This window comes from Lysinibacillus sp. FN11, from assembly GCF_024628845.1.
In the GTDB taxonomy this organism is placed as follows: domain Bacteria; phylum Bacillota; class Bacilli; order Bacillales_A; family Planococcaceae; genus Lysinibacillus; species Lysinibacillus capsici.
The window spans coordinates 330,623-346,681 of record NZ_CP102383.1; the positions used below are offsets into that span (position 1 = coordinate 330,623).

The window sequence follows — 16,059 nt, forward strand, 5'->3', positions numbered from 1 at the left end:
AGAGTGTAGATAAAGCGGGATCATTCGCTTATCTACACTCTTTTTTTAGCCAATGTTTTATTTTATATGAACAATTAAATTTTTATATAATCTTTTCCCCTAACAGGCTTTAATGACAATGATAAGTAGCTTCTCATAGAAAATATTCCGTCATTATAGCTTTCAAATCGTATTTCTATCATTTACAAGCTCCTTTGATTATTCTGAATAGTCGATAAATGCTATAATGATAGCATTGTAGAAAGTAAGGGAGGATTTATTAATGGAGCTTAATTTAACGGGGAAAGTAGCAATTATAACAGGGTCAAGTAAAGGAATTGGCTATTATACAGCCATGCAGCTTGTTAAAGAGGGTGCAGAGGTTGTACTTTGCGCTCGTGGTGAAAAACAACTGCAAGTGGCTGCTGGATGCATAAAAAATGAAACAGGCGTAGATGTTTTAATTGTTCCAACTGATATTACAAAAGAAAAAGATTGTAAGTATCTAATCGAGCGTACTGTCGAACATTATGGACGTGTTGATATTCTTATTAATAATGCAGGTACAGCTTCAGCGAATCCCTTTGAATCGGTGAGTAGTGAGCTGTGGCAGGCAGATTTAGATTTAAAGGTATTTGGAGCTATTCATTGTTCTAAATATGCTGCTCCATATATGCGAAAGGCTGGGGGCGGTGCAATCGTTAATGTGACTGCCGTGATGGCTAAAACGCCACCTGCAAGCTCACTTCCAACTACTGTAAGCCGTGCTGCGGGGCTTGCCTTGACAAAAGCGATGAGCAAGGATTTAGGGAAGGATAATATTCGAGTAAATTCTGTCTGTATAGGACTTATTCGTAGTGATCAAATCGAAAAGAAATGGAAAAAGGAAGAACCTAATTTATCGTGGGAAGAATATTCTCGTAAAGTGGGGCAAGTAATTCCGCTTGGTCGTGTAGGTGATACGCAAGAAGCAGCAAACGTTATCACTTTCCTAGTATCTGATGCGGCGAGCTATGTTACAGGAACAGCTGTTAATATTGATGGTGGCTCTGGTCACGCATTATAGACTAGTATAAATCCACTATACTAATAGAAGTATAGTGGATTTTTAAGAATATTTATCCTTCTTCATTAATAACCACATTTTTACCACGTATCTTCATAATCAGTGGTATAAGTAACCAGGAAATGGCAATCACTAAAAATAGTAATGATAAAGGCTTTGTTATAAAAATAGAAAAGTCTCCATTCGAAATGGTTAATGCACGGCGCATATTATTTTCAATCATCGGCCCTAGTACTAAGGCAAGTACTAATGGAGCTACTGGATAATCATATTTAGCAAATAGATAACCAAGTACCCCACAAGCTACTAATAAAAATAAATCAAACGTGGCAAATTGTACAGCATAAACGCCAAAAATTGAAATGGCAATAATAATAGGCAATAAATATTTTTTAGGCGTTTCGATGATTTTGGCAAAAATACGGACCAAAGGCATATTTAATGCTAATAACATTAAATTTCCAATAAACATACTGGCAATTAATCCCCAAGCAACTTGAGGGTGCTCATCAAATAATAATGGACCTGGCTGAATATTATACATAATAAGTGCGCCCATTAAAATTGCAGTAGTACCTGAGCCAGGAATTCCTAAAGTTAGTAATGGGATCATTGCACCGCCTGATGCAGCATTGTTAGCCGATTCTGGCCCAGCTACACCCGCAATATGACCTTTTCCGAATTGCTCGGGTGTTTTACTAAATTTTTTCTCAGTAATATAAGAAAAGAATGAGGCAAGTGTTGCACCAGCACCGGGTAATACGCCAATAAAAAAGCCTAATAATGAGCCGCGAGCAATAGGAACAGCACTATCCTTTAAATCTTCCTTTGTTGGTAATACGCGATTAATTTTTGCTAATTGACCATCCTCTTCTTCTTTTTCAAGAATGGTTTTAAATACTTCGCCTAATGCAAATAAACCAACAGCGATGGTTAAAAATTCAATGCCAGAGAACAGCATTGGCTGACCAAATGTAAAACGTTCGATACCTGATACGGCATCAATACCAACTGTCCCGAGCATAAGCCCTAAAACAGTCATAATTAAAGCTTTGGTAATAGAACGTCCTGCTAGGCCACTAACTGCTGCAAGTCCTAATAACATCAAAGAAAAGTATTCTGCGGGTCCAAATTTAAGTGCTACTTTTGACAATGGATTGGCTAATAATATCAGACCTAATAGCGCTACAACGCCCGCACAAAATGAGCCTATGGCCGCGATAGAAAGAGCACTTCCAGCACGACCTTGTTTAGCCATTTGATAGCCATCCAATGTTGTCACAACTGATGATGATTCACCAGGCGTGTTTAATAGAATGGATGTTGTTGATCCACCATACATAGCCCCATAGTATACACCTGCAAGTAAAATAATTGAGCTGGTAGCGGCAGCCTCAGTAGGTAGTCCAGCTGTAATAGTTGCTGTAACGGGGATTAATAAAGCAACTCCACTCATTGGACCTATACCTGGAAGTACACCAACTGCTGTACCAATTATGACGCCCACAAGAGCGAATAAAAGGTTTTGCCATTGAAGGGCAACTGCAAATCCATCAGCTAAAAATTGCAATGTCGACATATGTTCACTCCTGTACTAAAAAATTGGGAAACTAGGCAATGATCCTCCTAGTAAACTTGTAAATAAATAATAGACACCTAGTGAAAATCCAGCTGCAATAATAATTGAATAAATAAGTTTAGTACGTTCCATTGTTTGGAAACTAATACACAAAAATAAAAATGTTGTTATCATATAGCCAATTTTTTCAAGGAAAAATACATACGCAAGAGCGCTACCTAAAATAATTAAGAACTTTTTGAGCTCTGTTGAAGCTATTTTAGAAGAAGTAGTTGGTCCTCCTGTGACTCGCTCTCTCACAGCTTTTTTCCATGATTCATAAAATAATTGAAGACTTAATAAACCTAAAATAATACCTAAACCTAATGGGAAAATTTTGGGCCCAACTGTAGATCCATATGCACTATCAGAAATCTGAGTTGCTTGAAAAATAAACAGAATGCTAAGTGTTAAGAGGATAATGCTAAATGTTTTATCAAATGTATAGCTCAACCGTTTTACACCTCCATTGAAAATAGAATAAAGTTACACAAGTAGTTCTATATTTAATGGAAATACTTGTGTCTTTTTTTAAAACGATTCTTTATTTTTGCATACCAAGAGCTGTTAGTAGTTCAATGATTATTTTATTTTGATTGTCTAGATAAGCTGTAAAATCTTGTGCATTACGATATTCTGCTTGCCAACCATTACGGGTCACCTCAGCTTGCCATTCTTTTGATTCAGACATTGCATGTAATTTTTCAGACCAATAGGCAATCGCATCTTTACTCATATTTTTTGGACCAAAGATACCACGCCAAATTGTAAATTCCTCATCAATACCAGCCTCTTTAAATGTAGGAACTTCTGCTAGCTCACCTTCTAAGCGTTCAGAGGAACTGACAGCTAATACACGAACATCTCCTGATTTAACATAAGTAGCAATTGTGGAGGCATCTGTTGCAATAACATCAGCATTGCCACCTAATAATGCTGTAACCGCCTCACCACCACCATCATAAGAAACATATTTAATTGTTTTTAAGTCAATCCCCACTTTATAAGCCGGAATAATTCCTACTAGGTGATCCATCGAGCCCGGTGCAGAACCACCTGCTAATGTGACATCTTTTGGTGAAGTTTTCATAGCATTTAAAACATCTTCAAGCGTTTGGAAAGGAGAATCCTTTTTAACAACGATTGCGCCATAGTCCCGTGTTAATTGAGCTAAAGGTGTAGTATCCTTATAGCCAAATTTACTATTTCCTTCAGCCTTTTCATGATTTATAAGGATTGGTGGTGATTTAACCATTAACATATAATCATTATTGGCTTCCTTTGTAGCAAATGTTGCCATGAAGGCAGCACCACCACCACCTGGCTTATTCTCAACTTGAATCGCCTTATCAATCAACCCAGTATCACTCATTGTTTTTGCCACTGCACGAGCTGTTAAATCCCAGCCACCACCAGCACCTGATGGAGCAACAATGGTAATATTACTTTTCGGATAATCATTGGCCTTCTTTCCCTCTGTTTTTTCTCCAGTTGATGCTGAACAGCCAACTAAACTAGTAAATAATAAGCCTGCTGCCATTATTTTAGAAATGTTCCTCCACATAAAAATCCCCCTTAAAAATAAAATGGTAGCGCTATCAATTTAGCGCTACCCATACTATAACTTACTTCTTAATTTTAGGAATATTGTGATAATAATGTGAATTAACAGCATTTTGTTCATAAAGTTTATGTGGAAATAAAGTATCGTCGCTCAGGACGCCCAACTGTGCCATAAGTCAGTTCGGTATAGACCTGCTTTTGTGTAACTAAAAATTCTAAATAACGACGAGCAGTGGAACGGCTGACACCGATATTCTTTCCCAATAGCTCAGCTGTACTACCATTCTCCATTATACTTAAATGGTTGATAACATGATTCATAGTTGTTGGATCTATCCCTTTTGGTAATAATAACAGTGTTTCTAGAGGGGTGGATGAACCTGCTTTTGGCCAAAGATATTGAATTTTTTCTTGTGTAAATTTTTCATTATTTTTCAGCAATAGATACTTGTAACGGAATTTTTCTATACTCTCTTTTAGCTGTTCGAATGTAAATGGCTTTAAAATGTAATCAGTAACATTTTTCCGATAAGCTTTCTGTACTATATGTGCCTCTGTAGCTGCGGTAATCAAAATAATACTACTTGTTGGGCTCACTTCTTGGATTTTATCAATTAAATCTACTCCCAGTATATCTGGCAAAAAGACATCGAGTAATATAAGGTGTGGTGAAAATGATTGAAGCCAATCTAAAGCTTCTTCTCCCGTGCTTGCCCGTGCAATTACTGTAAAGCCTTCAATTTTTTCTAAAAAACGACAATGTACATCTGCTACACGTACATCATCTTCAATTACCAGCACTTCAATATTGTTCATGGATCATAGTCCCCCTTTTGCTAATAGATACGATAAATAGGGCACCTCCTAAATCTCCTTCTTCAAGAGCAAGAGTACCGTTTAAATCATGGATACTGGAAATGACTTTCCTTAATCCATAGCCTCGATGTTTACTATCTTTCGTAGAAATATTTTCTGAAAATAGCACGTCTAGTTTTTCTTGTGCTAAACCTTGTCCAGAGTCCTCGACCTCAAAGATAATTTCCTCTCCATTATCAAATATAAAAAGCCTAATAATTGGTTGTCGCTCTTTGTTTTTTTCGACCTCTTCAAAAGCATTGGTTAATAAATTTCCCATTATAGAAATAATTAAGCTTTTTTCGATGCTTTCAGGAAATGTTTCTAAATAACTATCCTCATCAAAAACCAACTTGATCTTTAATTCACGTGCACGATTAAAAAATCCGATAATTAAACCATTCAAAAAAGGGTCTTTTACACGCTTTGTTATAAATTGGGTTAGAGAAGAATGTCCTTGTGCCTCTTTATGAATAATAGACAGTGCTTCATCAGATGCATTTAATTGAATAAGGCCGGATATTGTGTAAAGGACATTATTAAACTCATGTGTTTGGGCACGTAAAGCCTCTGTATATTGTTTTACTTGTGATAATTCGATAGCCATTTGCTCTATTTCTGATTGTAATCGGAAACTTGCAACTGCGCCGACAACTTGACCATTCACCTTCATAGGTACACGGTTAACAATAATTTCATGACCGTTAACAATCATCAATTTATCAAGTTGTTTTTCACCCTTCATTAATACGTTAAGCAGATGTGTGTTTGGTATATGCTGCTCGATATTATCGCCAATAATAGAAGCTGAATCCGTTAAATGTAAGATTTTTGCGGCAGCATTGTTTAGGGTCGTAATTTCACCTTTCTGATTTACCGTAATAATAGCTTCACGAACTGATTCAATTAAAGTATTTTTTTCTGTTAATAGACTGGCAATTTCACTTGGCTCTAGATTAAAAATTTGCTTTTTAATGTTTCGGGATAAAAAAATAGAGCCGATAATACCAATGCCTAGTGCAATAACCATCGTATAAAAAATATTATCAAGGTATAAAAAATATAAGCGATCTAATTCACTTGTTAAGTAACCAATTGAAACAACACCAATAATCGATCCATTTGAGTCTAAGATAGGTGCCTTCCCACGAATGGATTGTCCCATTGAACCATTTGCAATGGAAATATAAGACTCACCGTTGATTAATGCTCGGTCATTATCATCTCCGACCATTGATTTACCAATACGGTCAGCGATAGGATGGGTGTAGCGTATGCCATTTTTATCTCCTATTACAACATAAGTAGCTTTTGCAGCAAGCAAAATCTCTTTGCTAATTTTTTGCAGACTTTCGGAAGGATTATTTGTATGAAACGCTTCAATTACATCCCCCCTGCTAGCCGTTGTTTCCGCCAAATATAGTGCCCGGTTCCCAATTTGTGTTTGCAATGCATCAGATATGGTCATATAAAAGAGGATGCCTGCTAAAATAACAATAATAAAAATTAGAAAACTACTGTAATAGGCAAAGCGGGCTTGGAGTGTTAATGTTTTAAAGAAAATAGTGAATCCCACCTTTGTGTTTATTTTGGAAATTTTGGTCATTGATAATACTAGTAATCTTTTGTAATTTTCGATTATATAAAAAAATTTCGAAATTTGCTAGATGATCATTAAAAAAGTGATTTGAAGTGGATAGACACAATATAAAAATGTTGAAAAGTCATAATCATAAAAAGTAAAATCATGAAGTTCTTGTAGAATAGGACTTTTAATACTGTTTCATAGAATTGTTTGGATATTTCTATATTTGATTATTATTTTTCTAAAATTACAATAGACAGAAAATTCCTACAGATGTAGAATGAACGATATAGGGGGTGAAAAGTGGCGAAATGTTGAACGAAAATTTAGCTGCTTTATTGTTACGAGTTGTTCGGATTATTATGCAAATTGGTATACTTACTATTTTCTATTACATGGGGGTTGGCATTGTTTCTTATTTGCACATACCTCTTCCAGGAAGCGTCATAGGCTTACTTTTATTAGCACTTTCACTCAATTTTAAAATTATTAAGGTCGAATATATACAAGATGGAGCAGGTTTTTTAATTGGCATCTTAACGTTGTTTTTCATTCCAGCAACGGTAGGTGTTATTGATTATCCAGAGCTCATGTCAATCACTGGTCTGCTCATTATTTTAGCAGTTATTGCTAGTACATTAATCTCTATTTATGTAACAGGACTGCTGACACAGCTCATCGAGAAAAGAGAATTGGCCAAAAAAGAAAGCTCGAAGACTCCTGTGGAAGAAGGAAAGGGGGAATTAACTGTTGATTGAAGTAACAGTTGTCCTTAGCACCATCATTATGTTTATTTTATTTACAAAGCTCTATCAACGATTTCCCCATCCTATCATGATTCCCTTGGTCACGACTACGATTGTCAGTGCAGTGGTTTTACTTGTGTTTGATATTCCATATTCAACTTATATGCAAGGTGGGGAGTGGCTTCAGAAAATGCTTGGGCCAGCTGTTGTGGCACTTGCATATCCTCTCTATAATCAACGAGCAATTATTATGAAATATAAGTATTCAATTTTATCAGGGCTTCTAATCGGCATGATAACAGGCTTAGTGACAATTTTTGTGTTACTAAAATGGATCGGTGTAGAACCTAGCTGGATGCTGACAGCCTTACCTAAATCGTTAACAACGCCTGTTGGGATGCAGGTGAGCGAAACGATTGGAGGCATTCCTCCTTTAACTGCTGTTTTCGTTATGATTGCAGGGTTTGTAGGGGCCATTATCGGACCGTTAGTCATTAAGTATGGCAAAATCGACTCTGCTGTGAGTAGGGGAGTGGCAGTAGGAAGTGCCTCACATGGGGTAGGTCTTGTGAAATTAAGAGAATATGGGGAACAGGAATTATCAGTTGGTTCATTATCAATGGGCTTAACGGCTGTTATCGGAGCCTTCATCTGTCCTTTATTTGTGTATTTATTTTTATAATAGAATCGTGGAAAAAGGAGCTGTCTCAAAAACGAATGGAAACAAATTCTTTGTTGTGAAAAAATAGTTATTTCTAGAAGCAATTATTCATTATGAAATGAATTTAAAAACACTATTCTATTATAGCTATTTTGTAAATGAAGAGAATGTTTTCTAGTTGTGTTCAACAAAAAGAATATACTCACATTTTAAATATAAAAGCTAGCCCTTCTTATTGAAGAGCTAGCTTATATTTTTTAGAAAATTGGCTTACGCTCTTTGATAACACGAATTGTTTTTAATGTTGTATCCTCTGGTCCTTGAACGGGTAAACCTGCTTCAATATTCATTTGAATATAATGAATATTTTCTTGAGTAATTATTTCCCCGGGAATAAAAATAGGAATCCCAGGAGGATACACCATAATAAATTCTGCACAAATACAGTTATCTGCTTCTGCAAGGGGAACGACTTCTGTATCTGCATAAAAAGCATCACGCGGAGACATGGCAAGAGCTGGAATTTCCGGCACATTTACTAAAGCCTCTGTTATAGCCGCTTCAGAATCAAATGCTTTTGACATACGAGTTAAAGCATTTATTAAAAGATTGATTTCCTTTTTTGTATCTCCTAAAGTCACTAAACATAAGATATTATAAAGGTCAGACAATTCTACTTCAATATTGGCATTATAACGCAACCATTCCTCAGCTCGATGACCAGAAATACCTAAATCTTTCACACTAATCAGAAGTTTTAATGGATCCATATCATAAGTTGCAGAAGAATGTAACTTTTCCTTGCCAGCACACTTTAAATGTGGTATTTGATTGATGCGTTTACGAGCGTCCTTTGCTAAACGTAATGCATCGTCAATTAAATCGTATCCATGAATGGCTAGCTGACGTCGAGCTGTGTCAAGTGAAGCAAGTAATGGATAGGATGTCGATGTAGTTGTTAACATAGAAAATACAGCTTGTACACGTTTTGCAGAAACAAGACCCTCACGTACATTTAAAATAGATGTTTGTGTCATGGAGCCACCAAGCTTATGAACGCTTGTTGCTGCCATATCAGCACCTGCTTCCATAGCTGAATATGGAAGGTCATCATGGAATTTTATGTGTACACCATGCGCTTCATCTACTACTACAGGAATATTACGGTCATGAGCAATCTCCACAATACGCTTTAAATCAGCTGTAAAGCCAAAATATGTTGGATTAATAACAAGTACTGCCTTTGTATCTGGGTAAGCATTTAATGCTTTTTCAACAGCTTCAGGGGATATGCCATGAGAAATCCCATATTCGCTGTCAACTTCAGGATGAATAAAAATTGGAATGGCACCAGCGAATACAATCGCCGACATAATAGATTTATGAACATTCCGTGGCACTAGAATTTTATCACCTGGACCGACGACGGTCAGAATCATCGTCATGATGGCGCCACTAGTACCTTGAACGGAAAAGAATGTATGATCAGCACCAAAGGCTTCAGCTGCTAAGTTTTGCGCTTCTTTTATAGCACCCTTTGGTGAATGTAAATCGTCTAGTGGAGCAATATTAATTAAATCAATTGATAAAACGTTGTCGCCGACGAATTCACGGAACGCAGGATCCATCCCTTGCCCTTTCTTATGGCCTGGAATATGGAACTGAATGGGATGTCTGTTCCGATGTTTTAGTAATACGTCGAACAATGGAGTCTCTAATTGTGACAACGCAGGTACCACCTCACTTTATAATATCTAAGAAAACAAATGAATTATAGCACCTAACGACACGAAAAAATAGGCTTTTCCTAAAAAATAAAAGGATTTTTTTCAGGGTACCGAGAAAATAGTATTGAACGAAAGGGGAGGTACTATGAATTGGAATACACGTGTGACGGATCTTTTACAGGTTAAATACCCAATTATTCAAGGGGGATTAGCCTATTTAGCATATGCTGATTTAGCCGCAGCTGTGTCGAATGCTGGTGGTTTAGGGCAAATAACGGCTATGAGTTTACGAGATCCTGAATTATTACGAGCAGAGATCCATAAGGTACGAACATTAACAGATAAACCATTTGGCGTAAATTTTGCGATTGGCATGCATGGTACAGGCTATGAGGATATGGTGCGCGTTGCAATCGAAGAAGAAGTTCCAGTTGTTACAATGACGGGGGGAAATCCAGCGCCTATATTTAATTTGCTGGCAGGCACAGCTATAAAAAAATTAGTACTTGTAGCTGCTCGTAGACAAGCACAAAAGGCTGAACAGCTTGGAGCAGATGCTGTAATGGTTGTGGGTCAAGAGGGTGGCGGTCATCTGGGGCGTGATGATGTCGGTACAATGGTTCTTGTTCCCCAAGTGGTTGATAGTGTAAGTATTCCTGTCATTGCTTCTGGCGGAATTGGCGATGGGCGCGGCTGGATGGCTGCTCAAGCATTGGGAGCTGAAGGCATTGAAATGGGCACTCGTTTTATAGCAACACGAGAGTGTGTTGATGCTTCACAGGCTTATAAAGAGGCCCTAGTTGCAAGTACTGAGGCAGATACAACCATTATTAAGCGCTCAATTGGTGCACCAGCTCGTGCATTACGCAATGACTTTACTGCAAAGATTTTGGAAATTGAGGAAAAAACACCAACATATGAAGCGTTGAAAGAATATATAAGTGGTTCAGCAAATAAACGCTTTATTTACGATGGTGATAAGAATCAGGGCTTTGGCTGGGCTGGACAAGTGACTGGAATGATTCACGATATTCCAACCGTTGATGACCTTATTAAGCGAATGGTTGCAGAAGCTGAAAGTATACGGTTAAAATGGGGGCAATAACGTAAAGGTGGTTTTGTCGAATGGAATACTCTTATCCGTTTTCAACTGATTGGTCCACAGAGGAGATTGTGGATGTTATTCAATTCTTTGAGGGAATTGAGAAAGCTTATGAAAAGGGCATCAAGCGTGAAGTTATGCTAGCTAAATATCGACGCTTTAAAGAGATTGTTCCTTCCCAAGCAGAGGAAAAATCAATTTTTCGTGAATTTGAAGAGGCGAGTGGCTACATTAGCTATCCAGTTGTAAAACAAACAAATGAAGCCGAAGATGGAATGATTATAAAAGTTTCCCCAAGAAATGGCCGTTAAAAAAAGTGGATGTGAGATCAACTCACATCCACTCTTTATTTTTTGTGTTAAAAAACGACATAATGCATAAACTACATCAATAAAAAACTTTATAAGGTTAGCCTATTTTCCAACAATAATGTTGTAAAGAGGAAGTAAGCTGTTAAATGTGTCCTCTGTTAATTGATGTAATTCGCTTGCTGTTAATTTGGTTGCTTGTTCTTTTGCAATATGACGGCCAATTAAGAATTCACCCTTTTTGACATCTCGTAGGCGAATAAGAAGTTCTTCAAGCTTGTCTTCTTTTGCCACTTCGAGAGAAACTGCCTCAGGGGACATATGATCTCCTGACACGATAAAATCATCTGGAAGCTGTTCAATTAAAGATTTATGAGCTAGTAAACGCTCAGCCATAACATTTTTTTGAGGCGCTTCATAAATAATAGCTAAGACGATGAATAAATGTGTGTGCCATAGACCAATCTGAAAGTGAGGCAATGATTTATAACCTCTTTTATAAGGTGCGAAGGCAACCCAGCTATCTTTTGGAGGGTTAACAGTTCTTCGAGCATGTTTAGCCACATGCGGGAAGAATTCTTCACCTAATTGACTAGAGAAATATGCAGAAAAATCTTCACCTAGCTGATTGAATTTTGGACGTACATGTAAATTTAAAGCATCCATTCTCTGTTCTAAACCGTCTATTGTAAAAACCTTAAAGTCTTTGTTTGTCCACTTTATTTTTGGCAATTTTATTTTACTCCTTTCGTTTTATAAGGTTTATTTTACGCTGAATTTGGGAAAAAATCTTATAACAAGAACTTTATCAAATGAGCAAAGTTTTTGTAAAAAAATTAAAAAAAGGAAGTGTTTTTTATGAAACCGTTCGTAAAAATTATACGTAAAGTTGACATTGAAAAGCAATATGAGCATATTTTACAATTAGAATTAGATTATGAATTAGCTTCACTTTTTGCAGCAATGAATGAAAAAAATGATATCGAAATTGAAAAAAGTAAAAAACGTCTGGCAGAAATTCAGATGGAACTTGAAAGTTTGCACGCCTATGCGTAATCAAAATCTAATACCCATTTAAAAAATCACTTGCTGAATATTCCGACAGCAGGTGATTTTTATTGTGACAAAGGGTAAAATAGAAATTATATCATAAGGTAGTACTAGGTTTTATATAGCAAAAGTTGTGAAGTAGTGGGAAAAGGTATCATAAACATACGGGAGCGATTAATATAGAAGGCCTTTTCTTATATTCGAAGGGTGGGTTATGAGTGGATTTACAACAAATTGATAAATTTGCAAAAGATATTATTTTTGAAGCTGGGCGACGTATTCGGGAGGCTTTTTCGTATAATCTAGTAATTGAGACAAAATCAGGTGCAAATGACCTCGTTACCAATATTGATCGAGAGACGGAGTTATTCTTTATTGAGCAAATTAAAGCTTTTGATCCAACCCACAAAATTCTAGGGGAAGAAGGAATGGGCGAACAGGTTAAATCACTAGACGGTGTAGTTTGGATTATTGATCCAATTGATGGAACGATGAATTTTGTTAAACAGCATCGTCATTTTATGATTTCTATCGGTATTTTTGTCAATGGCGTAGGAAAGCTAGGTTACATATTTGATGTTATGCGGGAGGATTTATTTAGTGCCATCGAGGGGCAAGGGGCATGGTATAATGATTCACCATTGCGTAAACTACAGTCTGTTACAATGGAGGAGTCAGTCATTGGCATAAATGCACATTGGGTCGCACCTAACCGACATATTCACCATGAAAAAGTGATTGATATGGTTCGTAAAGTTCGCGGTACACGCTCCTATGGCTCCGCAGCAATGGAAATTGCATTTGTTGTAAGTGGCAAATTAGATGCCTATGTCTCTATGCGTTTAGCACCATGGGATATTGCAGGAGGGACCATCATTGCTCAGGAAGTTGGAGCAGTTGCTACAAATCTACATGGTGAAGGCTTTGATTTCCTTCATCAGGATACATTTATTATTGCTAATCCCGCTATTCATAAAGAATTATTAAAAAAATATATAGTGCCATATGAATAAAAAAGAGCCGTCTATTTATTAGACAGCTCCTTTTTATGTTCTTTAAAGTAATCCTTGCGCACGTAGTTTACGCTTCATTTTAAAGGCTGTCATGAAAATGACACAAGTAGCCACAATACCAGCTATTACACCAAATACATTACTAGCTGCAACAGAGTAGCCAATAGAGCACATTGCTAATACAGCTGCCAATGCATAGATGGCCATTACGATTTTTGCACGATTCATAGCCTAGCCTCCTATATAAAAAATTTGTCAATCAAATATATTTTTTAGAATGATGGAAATTCTAATAAGGACATTTCTATCCTTCTTGTGCTATAATATCACAGTTAAACATTCGAAAAAAGAATATGGAGTGGAATAATGACAAACTTACGTCAAGATCTTCGCAATATCGCAATTATCGCCCACGTTGACCATGGTAAAACTACTTTAGTCGACCAACTATTAAAACAATCAGGTACATTCCGTTCAAACGAACATGTTGAAGAACGTGCAATGGACTCTAATGATATTGAACGCGAACGTGGTATTACAATTTTAGCAAAAAATACTGCAGTAAACTATAACGGAACACGTATTAACATCCTTGATACGCCTGGACACGCCGACTTCGGTGGTGAGGTAGAACGTATTTTAAAAATGGTAGATGGCGTTTTACTAGTTGTCGATGCGTATGAGGGTTGTATGCCGCAAACACGCTTTGTACTGAAAAAAGCGTTGGAACAAAAGTTAACACCGATTGTAGTTGTAAACAAAGTTGATAAAGACTCAGCTCGTCCATTAGAAGTAGTAGATGAAGTATTAGAATTATTCATCGAGCTAGGCGCTGATGATGATCAATTAGATTTCCCTGTTGTGTATGCATCAGGTGTAAACGGTACAGCTTCTCTTGATGCTGATCCAACAAAACAAGAAGAAAATATGCAATGTCTATTTGAAAAGGTAATTGAAGCAATTCCTGCACCAGTAGACAACTCAGTAGATCCATTACAATTCCAAGTGGCATTACTTGACTACAATGATTATGTTGGTCGTATCGGGATTGGACGCGTATTCCGCGGAACAATTGAAGTAGGACAACAAGTTGCTTTAATGAAGTTAGATGGGACTGTGAAACAATTCCGTGTTACGAAACTATTTGGTTTCTTTGGTTTAAAACGTGAAGAAATCCAATCAGCAAAAGCTGGTGACTTAATTGCTGTTTCAGGGATGGAAGACATCAATGTTGGGGAAACAGTATGTCCGGTGGAACATCAAGAAGCTTTAACACCATTACGTATTGACGAACCAACATTACAAATGACTTTCTTAGTGAATAATTCACCGTTTGCAGGTCGTGAAGGGAAATGGGTAACTGCTCGTAAAGTAGAAGAGCGTTTACGTTCACAACTTCAAACGGACGTATCTCTTCGTGTAGAAGATACAGATTCACCAGATGCATGGACAGTTTCTGGTCGTGGTGAGCTACATTTATCAATTCTTATTGAAAATATGCGCCGTGAAGGCTTTGAACTACAAGTATCAAAACCTCAAGTTATCATTCGTGAAATTGATGGTGTAAAATGTGAACCATTTGAACGTGTACAAATTGATGTTCCAGAAGAAAATGTAGGTTCGGTTATTGAATCGATTGGTACGCGTAAAGGTGAAATGTTGGATATGGTGAACAATGGCAATGGCCAAGTACGTTTAACATTCCTTGTTCCTGCACGTGGTTTAATTGGATATACAACAGAATTCATGTCTATGACGAAAGGTTTTGGTATCATTAACCATACATTCGATTGTTACCAACCATATATTCCAGGCCGTATTGGTGGACGTCACCAAGGTGTTCTTGTATCAATGGAAACTGGTAAATCGACAACTTATGGTATGATGCAAGTAGAGGACCGTGGTACACTATTTGTTGAGCCAGGTACTGAAATTTATGAAGGTATGATCGTTGGTGAAAATACACGTGATAATGATATCACTGTAAACATAACAAAAATGAAGCAAAAAACGAATGTTCGTTCTGCGACAAAAGATGCAACAAACGTTATTAAAAAGCCACGTCTATTAACACTAGAAGAAGCATTAGAGTTCTTAAATGATGATGAGTATTTAGAAATCACACCAGAATCTATTCGCCTTCGTAAACAAATTCTAGATAAAAATGAACGTGAAAGAATAGCGAAAAAACTAAAAAACGCTGAACAATAATTTTTTGCTTCCACGAAAGGAAGAGGAGTCTTGGATCTGAAGTCCGCTTTATTGGGTGAACTAAATGTTATTCAAGTTGCTGCACAGACAGGTACAGATGAAACAACACGAGTTTATGGGAGAATGGCTGGTATCACTAGATTTTTATATGAAAATTTACCAAGCTATGAAATAGCAGGTTATGTTGTATTTCTTCTTGTATTTGTACTTTCTGCCATTGTCTATAAGCTAGGCTTTGCCAAGAAATTAAAGTTATCTCAAAATATTATTATTTATGCGTTCCTATTTTTAGGTTGTATCATGCTTACATTCTTCGCCCTATTCTTACCAATGATTGAAGGTCTGATTGTAGCGGCCTTAATTCTAATTGTCTATAAAACAAGACTATGGCGTGAAAAAAGAGAAGAGCAACAAGCTACCAATCAATAACAATTACGTACTTTATAATAAGAACTTTTTATCTGTTAGTAACAGTCTTAGCGGTTTTAAAGCTAAGGCTGTTTTTTTTTGTATGTTTCACTTGTAGTCAAGCTGAAGAAAACACCCACACTCTACACAAATTAAAAAATGATAGG

At 36.8% G+C, this 16,059-nt stretch carries 17 protein-coding genes; 9 read left to right on the forward strand and 8 right to left on the reverse strand.

The features are described 5' to 3' along the window. Positions 1-262 precede the first annotated feature (262 nt). Positions 263-1,045: an SDR family NAD(P)-dependent oxidoreductase gene (locus NP781_RS01465; protein WP_221679664.1), complete on the forward strand. Its 783-nt coding sequence runs from the start codon at positions 263-265 to the stop codon at positions 1,043-1,045. 52 nt (positions 1,046-1,097) lie between these two features. Here NP781_RS01465 and NP781_RS01470 read toward each other — a convergent pair whose 3' ends face one another. From NP781_RS01470 to NP781_RS01490, 5 genes are all read right to left on the reverse strand, one after another. Further along, positions 1,098-2,624, reverse strand: a complete 1,527-nt coding sequence (locus tag NP781_RS01470) for a tripartite tricarboxylate transporter permease (protein WP_221679665.1) — start codon at positions 2,622-2,624, stop codon at positions 1,098-1,100. Between the two features lie 15 nt (positions 2,625-2,639). Then, positions 2,640-3,116, reverse strand: coding sequence for a tripartite tricarboxylate transporter TctB family protein (locus NP781_RS01475; RefSeq protein ID WP_257521256.1), 477 nt, complete (start codon positions 3,114-3,116; stop codon positions 2,640-2,642). A gap of 91 nt (positions 3,117-3,207) precedes the next feature. Then, positions 3,208-4,227 carry a Bug family tripartite tricarboxylate transporter substrate binding protein gene (locus NP781_RS01480; protein WP_257521257.1) on the reverse strand — a complete coding sequence of 340 codons (1,020 nt, stop codon included), beginning with the start codon at positions 4,225-4,227 and terminating at the stop codon, positions 3,208-3,210. A 125-nt stretch (positions 4,228-4,352) separates the two neighbouring features. Beyond that, positions 4,353-5,042: a response regulator gene (locus NP781_RS01485; protein WP_257521258.1), complete on the reverse strand. Its 690-nt coding sequence runs from the start codon at positions 5,040-5,042 to the stop codon at positions 4,353-4,355. Next, positions 5,029-6,687, reverse strand: a complete 1,659-nt coding sequence (locus NP781_RS01490; RefSeq protein ID WP_255600437.1) for an ATP-binding protein — start codon at positions 6,685-6,687, stop codon at positions 5,029-5,031. The genes NP781_RS01485 and NP781_RS01490 overlap by 14 nt, the downstream gene beginning before the upstream one ends. A 290-nt stretch (positions 6,688-6,977) precedes the next feature. Here NP781_RS01490 and NP781_RS01495 point away from each other — a divergent pair, with 290 nt between their 5' ends. Next, positions 6,978-7,424, forward strand: a complete 447-nt coding sequence (locus NP781_RS01495) for a CidA/LrgA family protein (RefSeq protein ID WP_257521259.1) — start codon at positions 6,978-6,980, stop codon at positions 7,422-7,424. After that, a complete protein-coding gene (locus NP781_RS01500; protein WP_257521260.1) occupies positions 7,417-8,094 on the forward strand; it encodes an LrgB family protein in 678 nt (225 codons plus the stop codon). Before NP781_RS01495 ends, NP781_RS01500 begins: the two co-directional genes overlap by 8 nt. A gap of 236 nt (positions 8,095-8,330) precedes the next feature. On the opposite strand, the gene NP781_RS01505 is transcribed toward NP781_RS01500, so the two are convergent. Further along, positions 8,331-9,800, reverse strand: coding sequence for an aminotransferase class I/II-fold pyridoxal phosphate-dependent enzyme (locus NP781_RS01505; RefSeq protein ID WP_004224764.1), 1,470 nt, complete (start codon positions 9,798-9,800; stop codon positions 8,331-8,333). A gap of 145 nt (positions 9,801-9,945) precedes the next feature. Between NP781_RS01505 and NP781_RS01510 the strand changes: the two genes are divergently transcribed. Both NP781_RS01510 and NP781_RS01515 read left to right on the forward strand, forming a co-directional pair. Further along, positions 9,946-10,905 (forward strand): NAD(P)H-dependent flavin oxidoreductase, encoded by a 960-nt coding sequence (locus tag NP781_RS01510; RefSeq protein WP_221679673.1) that lies wholly within the window; start codon positions 9,946-9,948, stop codon positions 10,903-10,905. A gap of 20 nt (positions 10,906-10,925) precedes the next feature. Further along, positions 10,926-11,213 carry a UPF0223 family protein gene (locus tag NP781_RS01515; RefSeq protein ID WP_257521261.1) on the forward strand — a complete coding sequence of 96 codons (288 nt, stop codon included), beginning with the start codon at positions 10,926-10,928 and terminating at the stop codon, positions 11,211-11,213. Positions 11,214-11,315: 102 nt separating this feature from the next. On the opposite strand, the gene NP781_RS01520 is transcribed toward NP781_RS01515, so the two are convergent. Then, entirely contained in the window at positions 11,316-11,942 is a 627-nt protein-coding gene (locus NP781_RS01520) for a YktB family protein (RefSeq protein WP_221679677.1), read from the reverse strand. Between the two features lie 126 nt (positions 11,943-12,068). Between NP781_RS01520 and NP781_RS01525 the strand changes: the two genes are divergently transcribed. Together NP781_RS01525 and NP781_RS01530 are read left to right on the forward strand one after the other, a co-directional pair. Continuing rightward, the gene (locus NP781_RS01525; protein ID WP_026023402.1) at positions 12,069-12,266 is read left to right on the forward strand and encodes a hypothetical protein; all 198 of its coding nucleotides are present in this window, start codon (positions 12,069-12,071) and stop codon (positions 12,264-12,266) included. Between the two features lie 212 nt (positions 12,267-12,478). Continuing rightward, positions 12,479-13,273, forward strand: a complete 795-nt coding sequence (locus tag NP781_RS01530; RefSeq protein ID WP_221679679.1) for an inositol monophosphatase family protein — start codon at positions 12,479-12,481, stop codon at positions 13,271-13,273. 42 nt (positions 13,274-13,315) lie between these two features. Here the strand turns inward: NP781_RS01530 and NP781_RS01535 are convergent, their stop codons facing one another. Then, positions 13,316-13,501, reverse strand: a complete 186-nt coding sequence (locus NP781_RS01535; protein WP_004224770.1) for a DUF5325 family protein — start codon at positions 13,499-13,501, stop codon at positions 13,316-13,318. 138 nt (positions 13,502-13,639) lie between these two features. On the opposite strand from NP781_RS01535, the gene typA reads away from it, so the two are divergent. Both typA and NP781_RS01545 read left to right on the forward strand, forming a co-directional pair. Continuing rightward, the gene (gene typA, locus NP781_RS01540; RefSeq protein ID WP_221679680.1) at positions 13,640-15,484 is read left to right on the forward strand and encodes a translational GTPase TypA; all 1,845 of its coding nucleotides are present in this window, start codon (positions 13,640-13,642) and stop codon (positions 15,482-15,484) included. Between the two features lie 30 nt (positions 15,485-15,514). Then, positions 15,515-15,913, forward strand: a complete 399-nt coding sequence (locus NP781_RS01545; protein WP_004224772.1) for a YlaH-like family protein — start codon at positions 15,515-15,517, stop codon at positions 15,911-15,913. Positions 15,914-16,059: the final 146 nt, after the last annotated feature.